Below are 18,703 nucleotides of genomic sequence, written 5' to 3' on the forward strand. Positions count from 1 at the left end.
CCGCGTGAACCTCACGCGGGGCCCCCCTTTTTTTTCGCGCATCCCCTGCTCCCGGCGCTGTACCCCGCCCGCCGTTTGGTCCGGTCAGCGTCCGGCGGGCACCGGGTGGGCCCGGCGGGCGGCTGCCAGGTCTTCGAGGGTGAGCGCCAGCTCGTTGGGCGCGGGCAGCGCCAGCATCTCCTCCCGCAGCCGCGCCGCGTTCGCCCGCACGGCCGGATCCTCCAGCAGCCGTACGAGCGCGGCCCGCACCGCCGGCCCGTCCGCCTGGTCGGGCGTCATCGCCAGCCCCGCGCCCGAGGCGTGAAGGCAGGCGAACTTCAGCGGGGCGTCGAACGCCCGGCTGATCAGCAGCTGCGGCACCCCGTGGCGCAGCGCGCAGCCGAAGGACCAGGTGCCGCCGTGATGCACCACCGCCGAACACGTCGGCAGCACCTCGGCCAGCGGAACGGAGTCCACCAGCCGGGTGTTGGTCGGCACCTGGCCCACCTCCCGCCGGGCGGGTGCCGGCAACGCCAGCACCAGCTCCATTTCCACATCGGCCACCGCCCGCAGGATCTGCTTCAGGCGTTCGACGGGCAGCGGCAGCCGGGCCTGGGCGTCGTCGACGGAGTCGCCGAACGTCATCAGCACCCGCGGCGCCGCCGGCGGCGCCGTGAGCCACTCGGGCACGACGGCCGGGCCGTTGTAGGGGACGAACTGCACGGGCAGGGTGCTCGCCGAGGCATCGGGGCGAAACGCCCCGGGCAGCGGGGCGATGGTGAACTGGCCGCCCACCAGGTCCTCGCCGAAGGGCACACCGAACCGGCCCGCCCAGCCCTCCAGCCACTGCCGCAGCGCGTCGGTGCGCTGCCCGGGCGGCCGGCCGGCCTGGGCGGTGAGGAAGTCCTGTCGTATCCGGGTGTAGACGTCGACGGAATACAGCACCCGGGCGTGGGCCGCGCCCACGGCCTCGGCGGCCACCGCGCCCGCGAACGCCTTGGCGCCCCACAGCACCAGATCCGGTCGCCAGGCGCGGGCGGCGGCCACGAGGTCTTCCATCATCGAGTCGTTGGAGCGTCGCGCCTGCGGCAGCACCAGGTCCTCCACGACCCGCCACACCTGCTCCCAGCCCAGCCGCTCACGGTCCGCCCGGGGGTCGAACAGCGCCTCCAGGCCCTGCTGCGGGGCCCGCTGCGCGGCGGCGGCCCGCTCCGAGCTCTGGCGCCGGTCGCGCTGGGTGCGCACCTGCGCCGTCTCGCCGGGACCGACGGCCACGGCGGTCAGCCCGGCCGAGGTGACGGCCTCCAGCAGGTCCGGCCAGCAGGCCACCCGGACCTCGTGCCCGGCTGTGCGCAGCGACCACGCCAGCGGCACCAGATTGAACACGTGCGCCTTCCACGGAAACGGCACGACGAGAACTCGCACAACGCACTCCTTTACCAATGGGGGGCTAGGCGAATTCTGATCCCCGCCCGGCTTGTTCAACCGGGCCCTCTCGGCACTTGAACAAGCAGAGCCGCTTCGCCAACACCCTTGAAAAACCAGGAACTTGACACAGTCGAGCACCCGACGCGATCGTCAATGCACTCGATTGCCGATACAGCTTCGGGAGGTGAATCAGATGAAGACGCTTCGTCAGTGGAACGCTCTGCGCTCGCAGCGCAAGGGCGGTGTGCGCCCGGCCGGTAAGTACTTCAAGTGGGCTGCCTGATCAGGGCGCTCTCGTGGCCTGTGGAGGGTGATATCACCCTCCACAGGCCAGGGTTTTCGGCTCAGGGATATCTGACCGTGGCAATCGAGGTGGGATCAGTGCACAGGTGGAGTTACGAACGTTTTGCCGTCGAGCAGAAGAATGTGAACGGGCTGGTCGAGCGTTTTCTGGCCCCGGAGGTCTGGCAGACATCACGCGAACCCTTGACCGGGGAAGAACGCGCCGAACTGCGTGAGGCGATCGCGGCACTTCGCCACCCCATGGTCATCGAAGAACTCTGTGCGATGGCGGCGACCCACCCGCGTGCGGATGTCCGCCTGACGGTTCTGGAGGGCGTCGAGCCGTTCATGGCCACGCTGCCCGCGGCGCGGGAATTCCTGGTCTGGCTGCTCGGCGACGACGAGGACTTCGTGGTGTTCTCCGCCGCGAAGATCGCCGGCCGGCACCGCATCGGCGAGGCCTACGAGGAACTGCTGCACATCACCGGGCCGGCCGAGGCCGGCCTGCTGCGCAGCACCAAGCCGGTCGGTATCGGCGCCGCCGTCGTGGCCAAGGCGATGGACGCCATCCTCGGCGCCGAGGACCGCGCGGCCCGTCTGCAGACCGAGCGGGAGCACACCCGCACCGGCCGGCTGCCCGATGGGTGCGCGCTGGACGAGCACTGGGACTACGACCCGCAGAACCTGCCCCGCCCCGTCCCCGAGGGCATGGTCCTCGTCCCGGGCGGCGACTTCGTCGTCGGCATCGGCATGGACGACGTCGTCCACCCGCTGTACGACGTGGACGACGCCGTGCCCCGCCAGAGCCGCCACCTGCCCGACTTCCTCATCGACCGCTACCCGGTGACCAACGCCGCCTACGACGCGTGGGCGAACGGCCCGCTGGCCGCCGAGCACGCCTTGTGCCACCCCGACGAGCCCGAGGACAAGGACCACCGCCGCGGCATCGTCGGCGACGCCCGCTTCGGCCCCGACCACCCCGCCACCGGCGTCGACTGGTACGACGCCTACGCCTACCTCGCGCACATCGGCAAACGCCTGCCCACCGAGCTGGAGTGGGAGAAGGCCGCCCGCGGCGAGAACGGCTCCCTGTATCCGTGGGGCGATGACTTCGACCCCGAGGCGCTGCGCTGGTTCGGTGCCTCCTTCGGCCAGGCGACGAGCCTGGAGCACTGGCGCGACACCCTGAGCACCTTCGACGAGAACACCCCGGCCGTCACCACCGTCCCCATCGGCACCCACCCCAAGAACGTCAGCAGTTACGGGGTGGCGGACCTGGTGGGCAACTGCTGGGAATGGACGGACACCAACTTCTTCACCCGGGACCGGATGAAGCCGATGATCTCCGGCCGGCCCCGCACCGAATGGGCCACCGCCGAGGAGACCTCGGTGGTCATCCGCGGCGGCGCATGGACCTCCATGCGCGAGCAGGTCACGGCGTACTTCCGCGGCAAGGACCTGTTCACCGACCGGCACAACGAGATCGGCTTCCGCGGGGTGATCCGGTGACCTCCCCGCAGCGCATCCCCCGCTTCGCCTACGACGGCACGGTGACGGCCGAACAGCGCGCCTTCTACGAGCAGTACGGCTTCGTCGTCTACCGCGGCATCTTCGACGCCGACGACGTCGACCTCATCAAACGCGACGCCCGCCGCCTGGAACGCGACACCCTCGCGGGCACGGTGCCCGCCGAGCACCGCGACCAGGTCATCAAACCGTCCTACGACGAGCACGGCCAGGCGACCCTGCACCGGCTGCCCTACTTCACCCTGCACTGCGCCGACACCCGCGACCTGATCGAGCGACGCAACCTCGACGCCCTCGGCCCCGGCCTGCTGGGCGCGCCGACCTGGCGCTTCGAGGACGCCGTCGACGGCGCCGTATGGCAGATGAAACGCGGCAAGCGCAGCTCCTACAGTGCCCTGGACTGGCACCTGGACTTCCCCCACGACCTGCCGCTGACCCCCCTGGTGAACGTCGGCATCTACCTCGACGACGCCACCGTGCGCAACGGCTGCCTGGTCCTGGTGCCCGGCTCCCACCGCTATCCGCCGCGCCGCCTGGAACCCCTGGGACTGCCGCTGGAGGCCAAGGCCGGCGACGTCATCTGCCACACCTACAACATCCTCCACCACTCCGGCCCCGTGCTGGACGACACCAGCCGGGCCACGCTGTACGTGTACTACTCCGCGGGGCAAAAGCCCACGGCGGGCACCGCATACAGCCACCGGGCGGGCGAGGACTTCGCCAAGATGATCACCGGAGCGGAGGCCGGCACACCATGACCACCACCACCGAGCACGTTCCGACCGCCGTCCTGCACCTCGCCGCCTGGGCCCAGGGCCCGGCCGCCGAACGCGACGCCCTGCTCGAGGACTACCTCAGCACCCTGGAGCAGCTGGCCGACCCGCAGCTGCTCGCCGAGAGCCTCGCCGTCGGCCTGCTGCACGACACCCCCGAGATCCGCCGCCAGGCCCTGGCGGCCGCCGTCCGCCTCGCCCCGGACCTGGCGGCCGAGGCCGTCGGCTGGGCGCTGGCCGACCCCGACGAGAGTGTCCGCGGCCCCGCCCTTGCGTCCCTGGCCGCAACGCCGGCCCTGCGCGCGGCCGGCGGCCCGTCCGCCCTGCACGCCCTGCTGGCCGTCCTGGGCCGCTCACCCGACCAGATCGCCGCGGGCGCCGGGAACTACATCACGGTGGCCGACGCCCAGGCCCTGGCCTCCGCCCGCACCCTGCTCGCCGACCCCGAACTGGCCGAGGCGGTCCTTGCCGAGCTGCCCGTGCCGCTGTCGGCCGACCGGCTGCCCAGCCGGCTCTCCCTGCAGGGGATGCGGCACATCCCCGCCGGACGGCTGCGCCGCGGCACCCCGCCCGGCCAGGAACCCTCCTGGGGCGACCCGGGCGAGGCAGCCGTGCCGGAGGTCACCGTGGAGGGCTTCTACCTGGACACCAGCCCGGTCACCAACGACGCCTACGACGCCTTCGTCGCCGACGTCGGCGAACAGGGCCACCTGTGGTGCCATCCGGACGAGCCCAGGAACACCGACCACACCCGCTCCACCGCCGACGACCCCCGCTGCGCCGGCGACCACCCGGCCACCGGGGTCAGCTGGTACGACGCCGTCGCCTACGCCGCCTGGTGCGGCAAGCGGCTGCCCACCGAGGACGAGTGGGAGCGGGCCGCCCGCGGCGACGAGCACCGACGCCACCCCTGGGGCCCGCAGTTCCGGCCCGAGGCGGTCCGCGGCCTGCACGCGCTGCTGGGCTGGGACGGCAATACCGGCCTGGACCGCGCGGCGTGGCTGCGCCGGCTCACCGATCTGTCCCTCGCCCATCTGCCCGCCCTGACCGGCCCGGTGAACCTGCCGGAAGGTGAATCCCCCTTCGGCGTCCGCGACCTGTGCGGCAACGTCTGGGAGTGGACCTCCACCCGGTTCCTGGACGGCCTGCCGCTCCAGCCCCGCTTCGCCGCCATGGACCCGGGCGACCTGTGGGGGGAGTGGTCGGCCGAGGTCAGCGTCCGCGGCGGGGCGTGGAGTTCACCGCCCGCACTGCTCACCGCCCTCAGCCGGGCGGGCAAGACACTGGTGACCAAGAGCCCGGAGATCGGGTTCCGCTGCGCGGTGAGCGAATCGGAGGAACCCGCTCGATGAGCGACGTACGGCGCATGCGGCGGGTGCTGCCCGAGGGCTACACCCGCTGCCTGGCCAACCCCGACTTCCGCCGGCTGCAGCCCGGATTCCTCGTCTCCTTCCTCGGCGACGGCATGAGCTTCATCGGGGTGGCCTGGCTCGCCGTCGACCTGGCCGCACCGGCCCACCGCTCCCTGGTGGTGGGCCTCGCCGTCGCCGCCTACAGCCTGCCCGCCGCACTCGGCTCCCTGACCCTGGGACGCTGGCTCAGCGGCCGCAACGCCCGCAGCCTGATCCTGGTCAACGCCCTGCTGCGCGGCGCCCTGTTCGCCCTGATCCCCATCCTGTACTGGACCGGGCTGCTGACCGCCGCGACCTACATCGCGCTGCTCGCCCTGTCCTCGATCCTGCACGCCTGGGGCATCGCCGGCCGGCAGACCTTCGTCGCCGAAACCCTCCCCGCCGAAGACCGGCTGGCCGGGCACGCCCTGGTGGGCAGCCAGGAGCAGTTGTCGTTCATCACCGGCCCCCCGCTGGCCGGTCTGGTGGCGGCCGCCCTCGGGCCGGCCGCGGTCCTGGCCGCCGATGCGCTCAGCTACGCCTACCTCGCCCTGGTCACGGCCCGGGTCCGCGGCCAGGGCACGCTCGAGCGGCGCCCTGCGGTGCCGCTGCGGCGCAGCGGACAGACCCTGGCCCGCCACCCGGAACTGATGGGCCTGCTCGCGCTGTCGTTCGTCTTCTACCTGCTGTACGGGCCGATCGAGGTGGCCGTCCCCCTGGTCGTCGCCGAGCGGATGGGCTCGGACCCCACCGTGCTCGGCTGGATCTGGGGCGCCTTCGGCGTCGGCGCGGTCATCGGCACCTGGATCACCGGAACGCTGCGGCGGCTGCCGCTGTGGCCGACCGTGCTGGCCATCGTGGCCGGCTGGGGACTGGCGATCCTGCCCTTCGCCCACTTCGGCACCCTCGCCGCGGGCATCGCCGGCTTCGGCCTGGGCGGCCTGATCTACGCCCCCTACGGGCCGGTCAGCATCACCCTGCTGCAACAAAAGGCGCCCTTGGAGGAGTTGGCCGCCCTCAGCGCGTTCCGCAGCGCGATCCTGGTGATCGCCACCCCGCTGGGCGCCGTCCTCGCCGGCCCCCTGATCGGCGCGCTCGGCGCGACGGGCACCATCCGCCTGTCCGGTCAGACCACGATCGGCCTCGCCGCCCTGGGCGCCGCCCTGATCCTGCTGCTGCGCCGGCGCCGCCACCGCCCGCAACGCCATGAACCGCTGGTGAGCACCGAACAGCGCTAGACCCCCGCCCCAGGTGCGGGTCCCGCCCGGCCGGCCAGGCGCCACGGGCGTCCCTTCGGCATGTCCGGCGCCGGGCACTGCCAGGCAGACCAAGGAGAGCGGATGAAACTCGGACAGCAAGACATGCGCGCCCGGTTCGAGCGGGAGCGGGCCGTCAGGCTGGCCACGGTCGACGACCGCGGGCGCGCCCATGTCGTGCCGGTCATCTTCGTCGTCGACGGAGACGTCTTCTACTCACCCACCGACAAGCCCAAGAGCGGCAACCCGCGGCCCAAGCGGCTGCGCAACCTCGACCGCGACCGGCGGGTGACGGTCCTGGCCGACCGCTACGACGAGAACTGGCTGGGGGCGTGGTGGGTGCGGCTGCGCGGCACCGCCCGGGTCATCGACGAAGGCGCCGAGCGCGAGCATGCGCTGGGCCTGCTGGACGGCAAGTACGAGCAGTTCGACGGCGCCCGCTACCTCAAGGACGGCGGACCCGTGGTGGCGGTCGACATCAAGGACTGGCTGGGCTGGGCCTACAGCGAGCAGTCCGCGGCGCCCGCCGGTCGGCGCCGCCCGTGGCGCGAGCGGTCGCGGCTGCGGCTGCGGTCCAGCCGTGCTTGACCGGTGCTGAAGAGGGCTTTGCCAGGCTGCGACTGGCAAGGCATCGGCCGATTCTTAAGGGGCGAATATGGGAGCCATCGAGGTTCCGGTTCTGATCGTGGGCGGTGGCGGATGCGGTCTGTCGGCTTCCGTCTTCCTGTCCGACCAGGGCGTCGATCATCTGCTGGTGGAACGGCACCCGGACACATCGAGGGTTCCGAAGGCGCACTACCTCAACCAGCGCACGATGGAGATCTACCGGCAGCACGGCGTCGCCGACGACGTGCTCGCCGAGGCGGCGCCGCTGGAGAAGTTCGGCAAGGTGCGCTGGCAGACCACGCTCGCCGGCGACGGGCCGCTGGAGCGGCGCCTGATCCACGAGATGGACGCCTTCGGCGGCGGCACACTGCGCGAGACCTACGCGGCGGCCGGACCGCTGCTGCCCGCCAAGCTGCCGCAGATGTGGCTGGAGCCGATCCTGCGCCGCCATGCCGAACAGCGCAATCCGGGGCGGATCCTGTTCCACCACGAGCTGACCTCCTTTTCCGACGAGGGCGACCACGTCGTCGCCGAGATCCGCAACGTCGAGAGCGGTCAGACCACCACCGTCAGGGCGCAGTACCTGCTGGGCGCCGACGGCGGCCGCATGGTCGGATCCGAGGTCGGCATCCGTATGCAGGGCCCGCCCGGACTGGTCAACACCACCACCGTCTACTTCTCCGCCGACCTCTCCCAGTGGTGGGAGGAGGGCACCCTCATCACGCACTTCCTCAGCCCCGAGGACCCCGACCTGTCCTGCAACCTCATCGAGATGGGGCCGCGCTGGGGCAAGGAGTGCGAGCAGTGGGGCCTGCACTTCGCCCCCGGCCCGCCCGGACGCTGGGACAACGACAGCGTCGTGCCCCGCATCCGCGAGCTGCTGCGCATCCCCGACCTTGAGGTGACGGTGCACAAGGTGACGGACTGGATCGTGCACGCGCACCTCGCCGACCGCTACCGGGTCGGCCGTGTGCTGATCGCCGGCGACGCCGCGCACCGCCAGCCCCCGGCCGTCGGCCTGGGCCTGAACACCGGCATCCAGGACGCCCACAACCTCGCCTGGAAGCTGGCCGCGGTCCTGGCCGGCCGGGCCGGCGAGGACCTGGTCGACACCTACGAGGCCGAACGCCGGCCGGTGGGCCGGGAGAACGTCGACTGGGCGGTCTCCGCGGCCGTGCACCACCAGGCCGTCATCGACGCCGTCGGCGCCGGCCACAACATCCCCGCCGGCCGCCGCCGCCAGCGCCTGGAGTCCTACTTCGACCCCTCGCCGCTCGGCGACACCGTGCGGGCCCGCGCCCTGGAGATCTTCCACACCCACCGCGGGGGATGCCAGTCCCTGGACATGGAGGTCGGCTTCCACTACGAGGACGGCGCGCTCGTCGCGGACGGCAGCCGGCCCCCGGCCCGCGTCCCCATGCGCAACGAGCACCGGCCCACCTCCCGGCCCGGGCACCGGCTGCCGCACGCCTGGATCACCGCCGGCGGCGACCGCCTGTCCACCCTGGACCTCACCGGCCGCACCGACTTCACCCTCATCACCGGCCCCCAGGGGACGGCCTGGCGTGAGGCGGCCGCACGCGTGGCGGAGAAGTTCAGCGTCGGCCTGCGCACCGTGAGCATCGGCGACGGCGGCACTCACGCCGACGTCGACGGCGGCTGGGCGGCCGTCCGCGAGATCAGCGACAGCGGCGCCCTGCTGGTCCGTCCCGACCAGCACGTCGCCTGGCGCAGCCCGGACGGCGCCGACGACCCCGAGCAGGTCCTGGCCCAGGTGTTCGCCGCGGTGCTGGAGCGCTGACCGGCGCGGCACACAACACCGAAGGAGGCCGTGCCCGACCGGGCACGGCCTCCTTCGGTGTGCTGTGGGGGGTCAGGCTCCGACGGCCGTCGCCCGGGCGGCGGCGTCCTGCTTCACCCAGGCCAGCACCTGCTCGGTGGCCTGCCGCGCGGAGGCCATGCACACGCCCACGCCCACCCCGTCGTACAGGGCGCCGCACACGGCCAGGCCGGGCTGGGCGGCGACCGTCTCCCGGATCTGCCGCACCCGCTCGAAGTGGCCGACGGTGTACTGCGGCAGCGCGTCCTGCCAGCGGCTGACCCGGCTCGCCACCGCAGCGCCCCGCACCCCGGTGGCCTCGGCCAGTTCCGCACTCGCCAGCGCCACCAGGTCGGCGTCGTCGCGGCCCAGCAGGTCCTGCTCGCCGAACCGGCCCAGCGAGCAGCGCACGATCTCCACCTCGCCGGCCAGGTGCGGCCACTTCACGGTGGTGAAGGTGACCTCCTTGACCGCCTTGCCCTCCGGCGCGGGCACCCGGTAGGCGGCGTACCCGCGGCCCTCAAGGCCGCCGGGGAAGGCCGCGCGGGGGTAGGCCAGGGTGACCATTGCGACGCTGGCGTAGGGGACTTCGGCGAAGGCGGAGACGGCCCGGCCGGCGCCGGGCACCTGGGCCAGCAGCCGGCCCGCGGGCCCGGCCGGAACGGCGATGATCACGGCGTCCGCCGCGATGTGCTCCACCTCGGAGGCCGTGCCCACGCCGATCCGCCAGCCGTCGGCGCTGCGGGCCAGCTCGCGCACGGGGGCGTCGGTGCGCACCGAGGCGTCGGGCGCCGCCGCCAGCACCTCGCGCACCAGGACGGCGGGCAGCGAGCCGAAGCCGCCCTCCAGGGTGGCCACGCGCACGGGCGGCGGCTTGTGCCCCTCGGCGAGCACGGGGGTCAGCGAGCCGGCCGCGTCCGCCAGCGAGACGTGCGAGCGGGCCGCCTTCGCCAGCGGCGTCAGCGTGGCCTCGAACGACAGGTCCGTGGCCCGGCCGGCGAACACCCCGGCCAAGAACGGCTCGACCAGACGGTCCACGACCTCCTGGCCGAAGCGGCCGCCGACGTAGTCGGCGACCGAGACGTCGCCTTCCCGGTCGAAGGAGGGCAGCACCAGGTCCTGCCGGGCCCGCTCCACGCCCTCAGCCGAGACGACGCCGGAGCGGGCGAGGTCGTCCATGTCGCAGGGCACGCCCATGAACTGACGGTCCGGCTGCTGCCGGATGGCGCCCCTGCTCCAGATCGCCGACGCGGTCACCCCCGCGGACATGATCTTCTCGCCGAGTCCGGCGTCCGCGATCAGCCCGGTGGTGCGGCGCCGGTTGGCGTACAGCGACTCGGCGCCCTCGTCGACGGCGACGCCCGCCACTTCGGAGACCGACAGTTTCCCGCCGAGCCGGGAGGACGCCTCCAGGACTGTCACCCGGACCGGCTCGTTGCGGAGCTGGAACGCCGCCGCCAGTCCCGCGATGCCACCCCCGATGACGACCACATGGGGCTTTCCACTGACCTGATCCTGTTCGGTGCCAGCCATTCCACCAGATCCTTCGCGGTTAGGGTCGAAAGAGGGGCCGTCTCGCGCCGCCGTCGGTGGCGTCAAGACAGGTCCTGGCAGTCTCGCCGGGGGGCCCAGCCCCCCGGTCGAGAGCGCCTAGAGGGTCCCGGGTGCGGTGCCGAACCAGCGCTCGAGGGCTTGGGTGAGGTCGTCGACGGTGCCGGGGCAGGTCCAGGCGACGTAGCCGTCGGGGCGGATCAGGACGGCGTCAAGGGCCGTGCCCGGCAGGCTCCAGGCGCCGGTGACCACCTCGACGCGGCCGCGGTATGCGCGGGCGACGTCGGCGGTGGCGTCGTCGGTGGTGAGCAGCAGGCCGCGTCCGGTGCGCAGCAGTTCGGCGACGCGGGTGCGGCGGGTGTCGGGGAGGGTGACGGTGGTGCCGGGGGGCATGCGCCGGCCCAGCAGGGGGTGTTCGCCCTTGGCCAGGTCGTAGCGCACCCCGAGGTTGCTCAGCATGCCCGCCGCGTACTCGGCGGCGTCCTGGTGCGCCAGCAGCTCGCCCACCACCTCGCGCACCGGGTCCATGTCCTCACCCGTCAGGCGCAGTTCGATCGCCGCGCGGGCGTTGCGCGCCAACTGCTCGCCCACCGGGTGGCGTTCGCCGTGGTAGGTGTCCAACAGGCCCTCGCTCGCGTGGCCCTGGAGGGTGGCGGCCAGTTTCCAGCCGAGGTTGACCGCGTCCTGCACGCCCACGCTCAGGCCCTGCGCCATCGCCGGGGGCTGCACGTGCGCGGCGTCGCCGGCCAGGAACACCCGGCCGCGCCGGTAGTGGGCGGCGGCGCGGGAGGCGTCGGTGAAGCAGCTGATCCACCGGCACCGGCCGTGGTGGATGGACTCGCCCGTCAGCCGCTGCCAGGCGTCGGCGAGGTCGGCGAAGGCGACCGCGCCCCGGTCGCGGGGCGGTACGGTGCCCGCCTCGTGGACGACGACCCGGGTGACGCCGTTCTCCAGGTCCATCGCCATCACCATGCTGCCGCCGGGCAGGTCCTCCCCGATGCGCCGCTTGCGGGTGGCGATGCCGGTGACGTCGGCGGTCAGGAAGCCGCGCCGGCCGTCGGTGCCGGGGAAGGCGATCCCGGTCAGCCGGCGCACCGTGCTGCGCCCGCCGTCGCAGCCGACGAGGTAGGCGGCGCTCTCCTCGGCCGGGCCGTCGGGGCCGTCGACGCCGACCACGACCTTGTCGTCGTCCTGGCGCAGGCCGGTCACCTCGTATCCGCGCCGGACGGGCACGCCGAGTTCGCCCACCCATTGCTCCAGCATCCGCTCGGTGCGGAACTGGGAGATCCCGCGGTGCCCGTAGTGGTCCTCCTGCAGCATGCCGAGGTCGATCGGCACCCCGCCGAAGTGGCTGTCGGCGGGCTCGGTGGCCCCCAGCCGCTCGAGCAGGCCGCGCTGGTCGAAGCATTCGGCGGTGCGCTTGGTGAAGCTCGCGCCGCGTGACTGGCGGGTGGGGGCGTCCAGCCGCTCCAGGACGACCACGTCGACGCCGCGCAGGGCGAGTTCACCGGCCGTCATCAGCCCGACCGGGCCGGCCCCGACGACGATTACATCCCAGGCCATGTCTTCAACTCCTCCTTCGAAAGGGCGCCGTCGGCGTTCACCGGCCGGCCGGCTGGCAAACGCGTGCGGTGCCGAACCAGTGCTCCAGGGCCTGGTGGAGGCCGCCGGTGGTGCCGGGGGAGGTCCAGGCGACGTAGCCGTCGGGGCGGATCAAGGCGGCGTTAAGGGGCGTGCCGGGCATGCTCCAGGTGGCGGTGACCGTGTGGACACGGTCGCTGTAACCGTGGGCGGGCGCCGCGGTGGTCTCGTCGGATGCCAGGAGCAGGCCGCGTCCGGTGCGCAGGAGCTCTCCGACGCGGGTGCGGCTGCCGTCGGCAAGGGTGAGGGCGGTGTCGGGGGGCAGGCGCCGGCCCAGCAGGGGATGGGCGCCCTCGGCCAGGTCGTAGCGGATGCCCAGGCCGCTGACGATGCCGGCGGTCCGCTCGGCGGCGTCCTTGTGGGCCAGCAGTTCGCCCACCACCTCGCGCACCGGGTCCATGGCCTCGTCCCCGAGGTAGAGCTTGGCGGCCGCCCGGGCATTGCGGATCAACTGCTCCCCGACCGGGTGGCGTTCACCGTGGTAGGTGTCCAACAGGCCCTCGGGCGCGCGGCCCTGGACGGTGGCGGCCAGCTTCCAGCCGAGGTTGACGGCGTCCTGCAGGCCGGCGCTCAGCCCCCAGGCGGCCAGCGGGGGGATCTCGTGCGCGGCGTCGCCCGCCAGCAGCACCCGGCCGCGCCGGTAAGTTGCCGCCAGCGCGGAGGAGTTGCCCGAGGCCCACAGCCACAGGCACGTAGCGTCGTCGATGGACTCGCCCGTCAGCCGCCGCCACGCATCGGCGACCTCGGCGAACGTCAGCGCACCCGGCTCGGGGCGGGCGGGCAGGGCCGGGTCGTGGACGACCACCCGGCAGCGGCCCCCGCCCAGCGGGGTGCACACCACCATGCGGCCGCCGGGCAGCCGTTCACCGATCGGCCGCGGGCGCGGCAAGACACCGGTGATCTCCGCGGTGTACATGCCCCGGGTCGGCTCCCACACGGTGGTGGGGATGCCGGCCAGGCGGCGCACCGTGCTGCCCGCGCCGTCGCAGCCCACCACCCAGCGGGCGCTGTCCTCACCGGCCCCCTCGGGGCCGGCCCAGGAGATAGCGACCTCATCGGCGCTCTCGCGCAGAGCGGTGACCTCCCGGCCGCGGCGCACCGGCACGCCGAGCTCGGCCAGCCACTCTCCCAGCGCCTGCTCGGTGCGCGTCTGGGACAGGCCCAGCACCCCGCTGTGGTCCTCGTCCAGCATGCCCAGATCGAAGCGGACCCCGCCGAAGTGGCCCATCGGGCCCCACCGCACCGCGCCCAGGCGGGGCAGCAGTCCGCGCTGGTCCAGGGATTCGGCGGCGCGCCGGTTGAAGCCCAGTGCCCGGGACTCCCCGGTCGGTGCGGGCAGCCGGTCGTAGACGGCCACGTCCACTCCGGCCAGCCGCAGTTCTCCGGCCAGCATCAGGCCGACCGGCCCCGCACCGACCACGATGACGTCAGTTGTATTCATTCTTCAAAGGCCCTTTGCGCTGTGGCAATGGTTGGCCATGGTGAAGCTACTCAGGGCAGTCTCCGGCCGCAACGATTCCCCAATTCCGCGCCCGGTGACCGGTGTTCGACCGTGGAGTCGGCGCAATTGAACGCAGGCCTGAACACTTGAGTATGCGGTCCGCGCCGCAGCAATATCGTCGGGTGACTTCGGGATTTTTTCTCCCCCCGGTGAATGCGCGCATTACCGGCCCCTGTGAAAGGAAGCTGACGTGACGGACGAGAAGATCGCCCTGGTCACCGGTGCCAACAAGGGCATCGGATTCGCCGTGGCACGCGCACTCGGCGAGCGGGGGATCACCGTCATCGTCGGCGCGCGGGACGAGACGCTGGGCAAGCAGGCCGCCGACGCGCTGGCCGCCGACGGCATCGCCGCCACGGCCCTGCGCCTGGACGTGCGCGATGCGGACTGCGTCGCCGAGGCCGCAGCCGCCATCGAAGGACGGCACGGCCGCCTGGACATCCTGGTCAACAACGCCGGCACTGCGGGCACCTTCACCGGCCCGCCCAGCGCCGCGCGCGCGGCGGACCTGCGGGAGGTGTACGAGACCAACGTCTTCGGCGTGGTCACCGTCACCGGCGCGATGCTGCCGCTGCTGCAGCGCTCCAAGGCCGGCCGGATCGTCAACCTCTCCAGCCACACCGCCTCGCTGACCCTGGGCTCGGATGCCGACTCCCCGCTGGCGGCCGTGAACATGATCGCCTACCAGTCGTCGAAGACCGCGCTGAACGCGCTCACGCTCGCCTACGCCAAGGAGCTGCGCGGGACGTCCGTCAAGGTCAACGCGGCCCTGCCCGGTGTGGTGGCCACGGACATCAACCACCACCGCGGCCGGCGCACCCCCGCCGAGGGGGCGGCCGTCGTGGTCCGCCTGGCCCTGCTGGAGGCCTCTGGCCCGTCCGGGGTGTGCCTGGCGGACGAGGGACCCGTCCCCTGGTAGGGCGCCCGATGTACGGCGGCCGCCGAAAGGGCCGCCGCATCCCACCGCACCGCCGGGCGCGCTGCCCGGCGGGCACGAGACTTGGAGAGACACAGTGGCGCTTGAGGGAACGATCCTGGTGCTGGGCGCAACCGGCCGGCAGGGCGGCGCGGTCGCCCGCGAACTGCTGCGGCGCGGCCACCGCGTGCACGCCCTGGTCCGCGACGCGGCCAAGGACCAGGCGCGGGCGCTCGAACAGGCGGGCGCGGTCCTCGTCCGCGGCGACATGGACGACGCGGCCTCCCTGGCGGCGGCGATGGACGGCGTCCACGGGGTGTTCAGCGTGCAGACCTTCCGGGGGCCCGGCGGCGTCGAGGCCGAGGAGCGCCAGGCCCGGGCGGTGGCCGATGCCGCGGTGCGGGCCGGGGTGCGGCACTTCGTCTACAGCTCGGTCGGCGGCGCGGACCGCGACACCCGGGTCCCGCACTTCGAGAGCAAGCACCGCACCGAGCAGTACCTGGCCACCCTCGATCTGCCCACGACCGTGCTGCGGCCGGTGATGTTCCACGACATCCTGCTCGACATCGCCCCCCGCCCGGCCGGGGACGGCCTGGTGCTGGCCATGTGGCTGGACCCGCACGTCCCGGTGCAGCTCATCGCGACCGCCGACATCGGCGTGTTCGCCGCGGACGCCTTCGAGGACGCGGACGCCTGGCTGGGCCGCACGGTGGAGATCGCCGGCGACTGCCTGACGGGGCCGCAGATGGCCGCCGCCTTCGAAGCGGCCTCGGGCATCCCCACCCGCTACCAGCAGCTGCCCATCGAGCCGCTGCGAAACGCCCGCCCCGACCTGGCCAACATGTTCGACTGGTTCGAGCGCGACGGCTACCGCGCCGACCTCGACGAACTGCGCCGCACCCGGCCCGGCCTGATCACGCTTCAGAGCTGGCTGGCGGAGAACTGGACGGCGCCGGTGGCGGCGGCGGCCCGCTGAGGCTCAGGTGAAGACCGGGCCCCGGGTGCGGGTGCGCTTGAGCTCGAAGAACCCCTCGGTCGCCGCCACGGCGAGCACCCCGTCCCACAGCCGCACCGCGGCCTCACCGCGCGGGGCCGGCGTCACCACGGGCCCGAAGAACGCCACGTCCCCGACCGCGACGACCGGGGTGCCCACCTCCTCGCCGACCCGGCCGATGCCCTCGTGGTGCGAGGCGCGCACCGCGCCGTCGTACGTCTCGGCCCCCGCCGCGTCGGCGAGGCGGGGGTCGAGACCCGCCGCTGTCAGGGCCGCCGCATAGGTGGCGTGCTCCTTGGGCGCCTGCTGCAGGTGGAAGCGGGTGCCGAGCTCGGTGTACAGATCGCCCAGCACCTGCGGGCCGTAGGTCTGTTCGGCGGCCGCGCACACCCGCACCGGCTCAAGCCGCACGGCCAGGTCGCGGTGCCAGCGCTCGGGCAGATCGGCCCGCCCCTCGTTGAGCACGGTCAGGCTCATCAGATGCCAGCGCACCTCAAGGGGCCGCTGCCGGGCGACCTCGAGGATCCAGCGGGAGGTCATCCACGCCCAGGGGCAGGTCGGGTCGAACCAGAAATCCACCGGGGTTGGGGTGTCGTACCGCAACGGGGCCTCCTCGACGTAGCCGGGCCGGAACAATTTGACAAGCCGCCCCGGAATCTCACTGGAGCAGGACTCGACAAAACCCCGTTCAACCGCTCAATTCCCCGGTTGAACGAGCCGCAACACATGCCGGGAATACGGAAGTTGCGGCATTCCGAATCGCCGACCTATGGTCTTTTAAATCCACGAGAATTGGCGCTCCGAAAGGAAGGCATGTCCGTGCTGCCCGAGGTTCGTGACCAGTCCGACTCCTACGCGCTGCTCCATGTCATCCAGGGCGCGGTGATCACCCAGGCGGTGTCGGTCGCGGCCCGGCTCGGCGTCGCGGACGTGCTGGCCGGCGGCCCGCTGTCCGTGAGTGACATCGCCGCCCGCGTCGGCTCCGACGCGCAGGCCACCCACCGCCTGCTGCGCGCGCTGGCCGGCCACCGGGTGTTCGCCCGGCGTGCGGACGGCCGCTGGGAGAACTCCCCGATGTCCGAGCACCTGCGCGAGGACGCCCCGGACTCCATGCGCGGCTTCGCCCTGCTGATGAGCCACCCCACGCTGTGGGAGGAGTGGGGGCACCTGGCCGCCACCGTGGAGAGCGGCGAGGCCAACCTGCCCAAGCTGCGCGGCATGGGCGCACTGGACTTCTTCCACGCCAACCTCGACTACGCCCGGGTGTTCTTCGAGGCGTTCGGCGGGCTCTCGGCCTCCGAGACCGACCCGATCCTGGCCGCCTACGACTTCTCCGGCTTCACCACGGTCGTGGACGTCATCGCCGGCCGCGGCAACCTCCTGGCGGGCATCCTGAAGCAGGCACCCGACACCAAGGGCGTGCTGTACGACTCCAAGGTCGCCACCGTCGACTCGCCGGCGCTGTTCGAGGCGGCCGGAGTCGCCGACCGGCTGACCATCGAGCACGGCGGCTACCTCGACAAGCTGCCCACGGGCGGCGACGCCTACGTCTTCAAGCACATCATCCACGACTTCTCCCGGGCCGACGCGCTCACCGCGCTGCGCAACGCGCGCGAGGCGATCGCCCCCGGCGGCAAGCTCCTCGTCATCGAGTACGTGATCCCCGAGGGCAACGAAAAGCACCTGGGCAACACCATCGACCTCTGGCTGATGCTGATGCTCGGCGCCCAGGAGCGCACCCTCGCCGAGTACACCGCCCTGTTCGCCGAGGCCGGCTTCAAGCTCACCCGGGCCGTGCCCACCAGCGCGCCGATCTCCCTCATCGAGGGCATCCCGGTCTGAGCGCCGGCAGCCAGCATCCGACCTGTTTTTCCCGAACACCCCACTGGAGATGACCCGATGACTGCACGGATGGACAACCCCTCCCTGGTCGTTCCCGGCGCCCTGCAGCCCCTGCTCGACCTGACCGAGGTCATCGGCAGGACGGGCGTGCCGAAGACCACCCTCGATCTCGTCCGGCTGCGGGTCAGCGAGATCAACGGCCGCGTCTACACCTTCCCCGAGGAGCAGGCCGGCGCGTGGGACGCACGGCTGCCCCGGGTGTCCGGCTGGCGCACCGAGTCCTGCTTCGACGAGGCCGAGCGGCACGCGCTGGAGATGGCGGAGGCCGTCACGCTGATGAGCGACCCGCAGGACATGGCCTCCGACGAGGTCTGGGAGAAGTCCGCCCAGTACTACACCGACGAGCAACTCGGCGCCCTGGTCATGCACATCGGCCTGGTCAACCTGTGGAACCGGGTCAACGTCGCCACCCGCCAGGACGACGCGGCCTGGCGCTGAGATTAGGGAAGAGGGCCATCGTGCTCACGCTCATCAACGCCGGTCTGGGCAGGACCGGCACGACCTCGCTGAAGGCGGCCCTGGACCGGCTCGACCGCGGCCCGTCCTTCCACATGTTCGACATCGTCGGCGACGGCGAACGGCTGCGGCAGTGGGAGAAGGTCGTCTGCGACGGCGAACGCCCCGACTGGGCCGCCCTGTTCGCCGGCTACCGGGCCGCGGTGGACGGCCCCTGCGCCCTGTACTACCGCCAGCTCAGCCAGGCCTTCCCCGACGCCAAGATGATCCTCACGGTGCGCGACGCCGAGGGCTGGTACCGCAGCACCCACGACACCCTGTACCAGTTCGCGCTGCGCAGCATGGCCAGTGCGCCCGAGCCCGGCAGTGCCCAGGCCCGGCTGCTGCGCATCACCCGCGCCATGGTCTGGGACGGGCTGTTCGGCGGCCGGTTCGCCGACAAGGACCACGCCATCGACGTCTACCACCGGCACAACGAGGACGTGGTGCGGGCCCTGGGCGCGGACAACGTCCTCGTCTACGACGTGCAGCAGGGCTGGGAGCCGCTGTGCGCCTTCCTCGGTGTCGACGTCCCGCGCGAGGCCTTCCCGCGCACCAACGACACCGCGTCCATGCGGCAGCGCATCGCCCGGGCGGCCGGCGCCGCGGGCGCCACCGGTTGAGTTCGGCGAGGAGAGCTAC

General features: G+C 72.7%; 16 protein-coding genes. 11 read left to right on the forward strand and 5 right to left on the reverse strand.

What is annotated here, in order from left to right; genetic code table 11:
* Positions 1 to 84 precede the first annotated feature (84 nt).
* Complete coding sequence (locus tag M8J74_RS30745; protein ID WP_249839576.1) at positions 85 to 1,404, reverse strand: nucleotide disphospho-sugar-binding domain-containing protein; 1,320 nt, start codon at positions 1,402 to 1,404, stop codon at positions 85 to 87.
* 489 nt (positions 1,405 to 1,893) lie between these two features.
* Here M8J74_RS30745 and M8J74_RS30750 point away from each other — a divergent pair, with 489 nt between their 5' ends.
* The 6 genes from M8J74_RS30750 (at position 1,894) to M8J74_RS30775 (ending at position 9,043) form a co-directional block, all read left to right on the forward strand.
* The gene (locus tag M8J74_RS30750; protein WP_249839577.1) at positions 1,894 to 3,198 is read left to right on the forward strand and encodes a formylglycine-generating enzyme family protein; all 1,305 of its coding nucleotides are present in this window, start codon (positions 1,894 to 1,896) and stop codon (positions 3,196 to 3,198) included.
* Positions 3,195 to 3,974: a phytanoyl-CoA dioxygenase family protein gene (locus tag M8J74_RS30755; RefSeq protein ID WP_249839578.1), complete on the forward strand. Its 780-nt coding sequence runs from the start codon at positions 3,195 to 3,197 to the stop codon at positions 3,972 to 3,974. The genes M8J74_RS30750 and M8J74_RS30755 overlap by 4 nt, the downstream gene beginning before the upstream one ends.
* Positions 3,971 to 5,341 carry a formylglycine-generating enzyme family protein gene (locus tag M8J74_RS30760; protein ID WP_249839579.1) on the forward strand — a complete coding sequence of 457 codons (1,371 nt, stop codon included), beginning with the start codon at positions 3,971 to 3,973 and terminating at the stop codon, positions 5,339 to 5,341. Before M8J74_RS30755 ends, M8J74_RS30760 begins: the two co-directional genes overlap by 4 nt.
* Positions 5,338 to 6,618, forward strand: a complete 1,281-nt coding sequence (locus M8J74_RS30765; RefSeq protein ID WP_249839580.1) for an MFS transporter — start codon at positions 5,338 to 5,340, stop codon at positions 6,616 to 6,618. The genes M8J74_RS30760 and M8J74_RS30765 overlap by 4 nt, the downstream gene beginning before the upstream one ends.
* A gap of 102 nt (positions 6,619 to 6,720) precedes the next feature.
* Entirely contained in the window at positions 6,721 to 7,224 is a 504-nt protein-coding gene (locus M8J74_RS30770; protein ID WP_249839581.1) for a pyridoxamine 5'-phosphate oxidase family protein, read from the forward strand.
* Positions 7,225 to 7,291: 67 nt separating this feature from the next.
* Positions 7,292 to 9,043 carry an FAD-dependent monooxygenase gene (locus M8J74_RS30775; protein ID WP_249839582.1) on the forward strand — a complete coding sequence of 584 codons (1,752 nt, stop codon included), beginning with the start codon at positions 7,292 to 7,294 and terminating at the stop codon, positions 9,041 to 9,043.
* A 72-nt stretch (positions 9,044 to 9,115) separates the two neighbouring features.
* Here the strand turns inward: M8J74_RS30775 and hemG are convergent, their stop codons facing one another.
* The 3 genes from hemG to M8J74_RS30790 form a co-directional block, all read right to left on the reverse strand.
* Positions 9,116 to 10,594: a protoporphyrinogen oxidase gene (gene hemG / locus M8J74_RS30780; RefSeq protein WP_249839583.1), complete on the reverse strand. Its 1,479-nt coding sequence runs from the start codon at positions 10,592 to 10,594 to the stop codon at positions 9,116 to 9,118.
* Between the two features lie 117 nt (positions 10,595 to 10,711).
* Positions 10,712 to 12,175: an FAD-dependent oxidoreductase gene (locus M8J74_RS30785; RefSeq protein ID WP_249839584.1), complete on the reverse strand. Its 1,464-nt coding sequence runs from the start codon at positions 12,173 to 12,175 to the stop codon at positions 10,712 to 10,714.
* Between the two features lie 37 nt (positions 12,176 to 12,212).
* Entirely contained in the window at positions 12,213 to 13,694 is a 1,482-nt protein-coding gene (locus tag M8J74_RS30790) for an FAD-dependent monooxygenase (protein WP_249839585.1), read from the reverse strand.
* A 250-nt stretch (positions 13,695 to 13,944) separates the two neighbouring features.
* Here M8J74_RS30790 and M8J74_RS30795 point away from each other — a divergent pair, with 250 nt between their 5' ends.
* Together M8J74_RS30795 and M8J74_RS30800 are read left to right on the forward strand one after the other, a co-directional pair.
* Positions 13,945 to 14,673, forward strand: coding sequence for an SDR family NAD(P)-dependent oxidoreductase (locus tag M8J74_RS30795; protein ID WP_249839586.1), 729 nt, complete (start codon positions 13,945 to 13,947; stop codon positions 14,671 to 14,673).
* Between the two features lie 94 nt (positions 14,674 to 14,767).
* Positions 14,768 to 15,646: an NmrA/HSCARG family protein gene (locus M8J74_RS30800; protein WP_249839587.1), complete on the forward strand. Its 879-nt coding sequence runs from the start codon at positions 14,768 to 14,770 to the stop codon at positions 15,644 to 15,646.
* A 3-nt stretch (positions 15,647 to 15,649) separates the two neighbouring features.
* Here M8J74_RS30800 and M8J74_RS30805 read toward each other — a convergent pair whose 3' ends face one another.
* Positions 15,650 to 16,267: a mycothiol-dependent nitroreductase Rv2466c family protein gene (locus M8J74_RS30805; RefSeq protein WP_249839588.1), complete on the reverse strand. Its 618-nt coding sequence runs from the start codon at positions 16,265 to 16,267 to the stop codon at positions 15,650 to 15,652.
* 210 nt (positions 16,268 to 16,477) lie between these two features.
* Here M8J74_RS30805 and M8J74_RS30810 point away from each other — a divergent pair, with 210 nt between their 5' ends.
* The 3 genes from M8J74_RS30810 to M8J74_RS30820 are packed head-to-tail and all read left to right on the forward strand — an operon-like array spanning position 16,478 to position 18,684.
* Positions 16,478 to 17,506 (forward strand): methyltransferase, encoded by a 1,029-nt coding sequence (locus M8J74_RS30810; RefSeq protein ID WP_249839589.1) that lies wholly within the window; start codon positions 16,478 to 16,480, stop codon positions 17,504 to 17,506.
* Positions 17,507 to 17,563: 57 nt separating this feature from the next.
* Positions 17,564 to 18,004: a carboxymuconolactone decarboxylase family protein gene (locus tag M8J74_RS30815; RefSeq protein ID WP_249839590.1), complete on the forward strand. Its 441-nt coding sequence runs from the start codon at positions 17,564 to 17,566 to the stop codon at positions 18,002 to 18,004.
* A gap of 20 nt (positions 18,005 to 18,024) precedes the next feature.
* Positions 18,025 to 18,684 (forward strand): sulfotransferase family protein, encoded by a 660-nt coding sequence (locus M8J74_RS30820; protein ID WP_249839591.1) that lies wholly within the window; start codon positions 18,025 to 18,027, stop codon positions 18,682 to 18,684.
* The last annotated feature ends 19 nt before the right edge of the window (positions 18,685 to 18,703 follow it).

It is taken from the genome of Streptomyces panaciradicis, assembly GCF_023516615.1.
GTDB classification, from domain to species: domain Bacteria; phylum Actinomycetota; class Actinomycetes; order Streptomycetales; family Streptomycetaceae; genus Streptomyces; species Streptomyces panaciradicis.

Excerpts from the sequence above, each read along its gene's own strand:
- M8J74_RS30760 (WP_249839579.1), top strand. The coding sequence starts at position 3,971 with ATGACCACCACCACCGAGCACGTTCCGACCGCCGTCCTGCACCTCGCC.
- M8J74_RS30765 (WP_249839580.1), top strand. The coding sequence starts at position 5,338 with ATGAGCGACGTACGGCGCATGCGGCGGGTGCTGCCCGAGGGCTACACC.
- M8J74_RS30770 (WP_249839581.1), top strand. The coding sequence starts at position 6,721 with ATGAAACTCGGACAGCAAGACATGCGCGCCCGGTTCGAGCGGGAGCGG.
- M8J74_RS30775 (WP_249839582.1), top strand. The coding sequence starts at position 7,292 with ATGGGAGCCATCGAGGTTCCGGTTCTGATCGTGGGCGGTGGCGGATGC.
- hemG (WP_249839583.1), bottom strand. The coding sequence starts at position 10,594 with ATGGCTGGCACCGAACAGGATCAGGTCAGTGGAAAGCCCCATGTGGTC.
- M8J74_RS30785 (WP_249839584.1), bottom strand. The coding sequence starts at position 12,175 with ATGGCCTGGGATGTAATCGTCGTCGGGGCCGGCCCGGTCGGGCTGATG.
- M8J74_RS30790 (WP_249839585.1), bottom strand. The coding sequence starts at position 13,694 with ATGAATACAACTGACGTCATCGTGGTCGGTGCGGGGCCGGTCGGCCTG.
- M8J74_RS30810 (WP_249839589.1), top strand. The coding sequence starts at position 16,478 with ATGTCCGTGCTGCCCGAGGTTCGTGACCAGTCCGACTCCTACGCGCTG.
- M8J74_RS30815 (WP_249839590.1), top strand. The coding sequence starts at position 17,564 with ATGACTGCACGGATGGACAACCCCTCCCTGGTCGTTCCCGGCGCCCTG.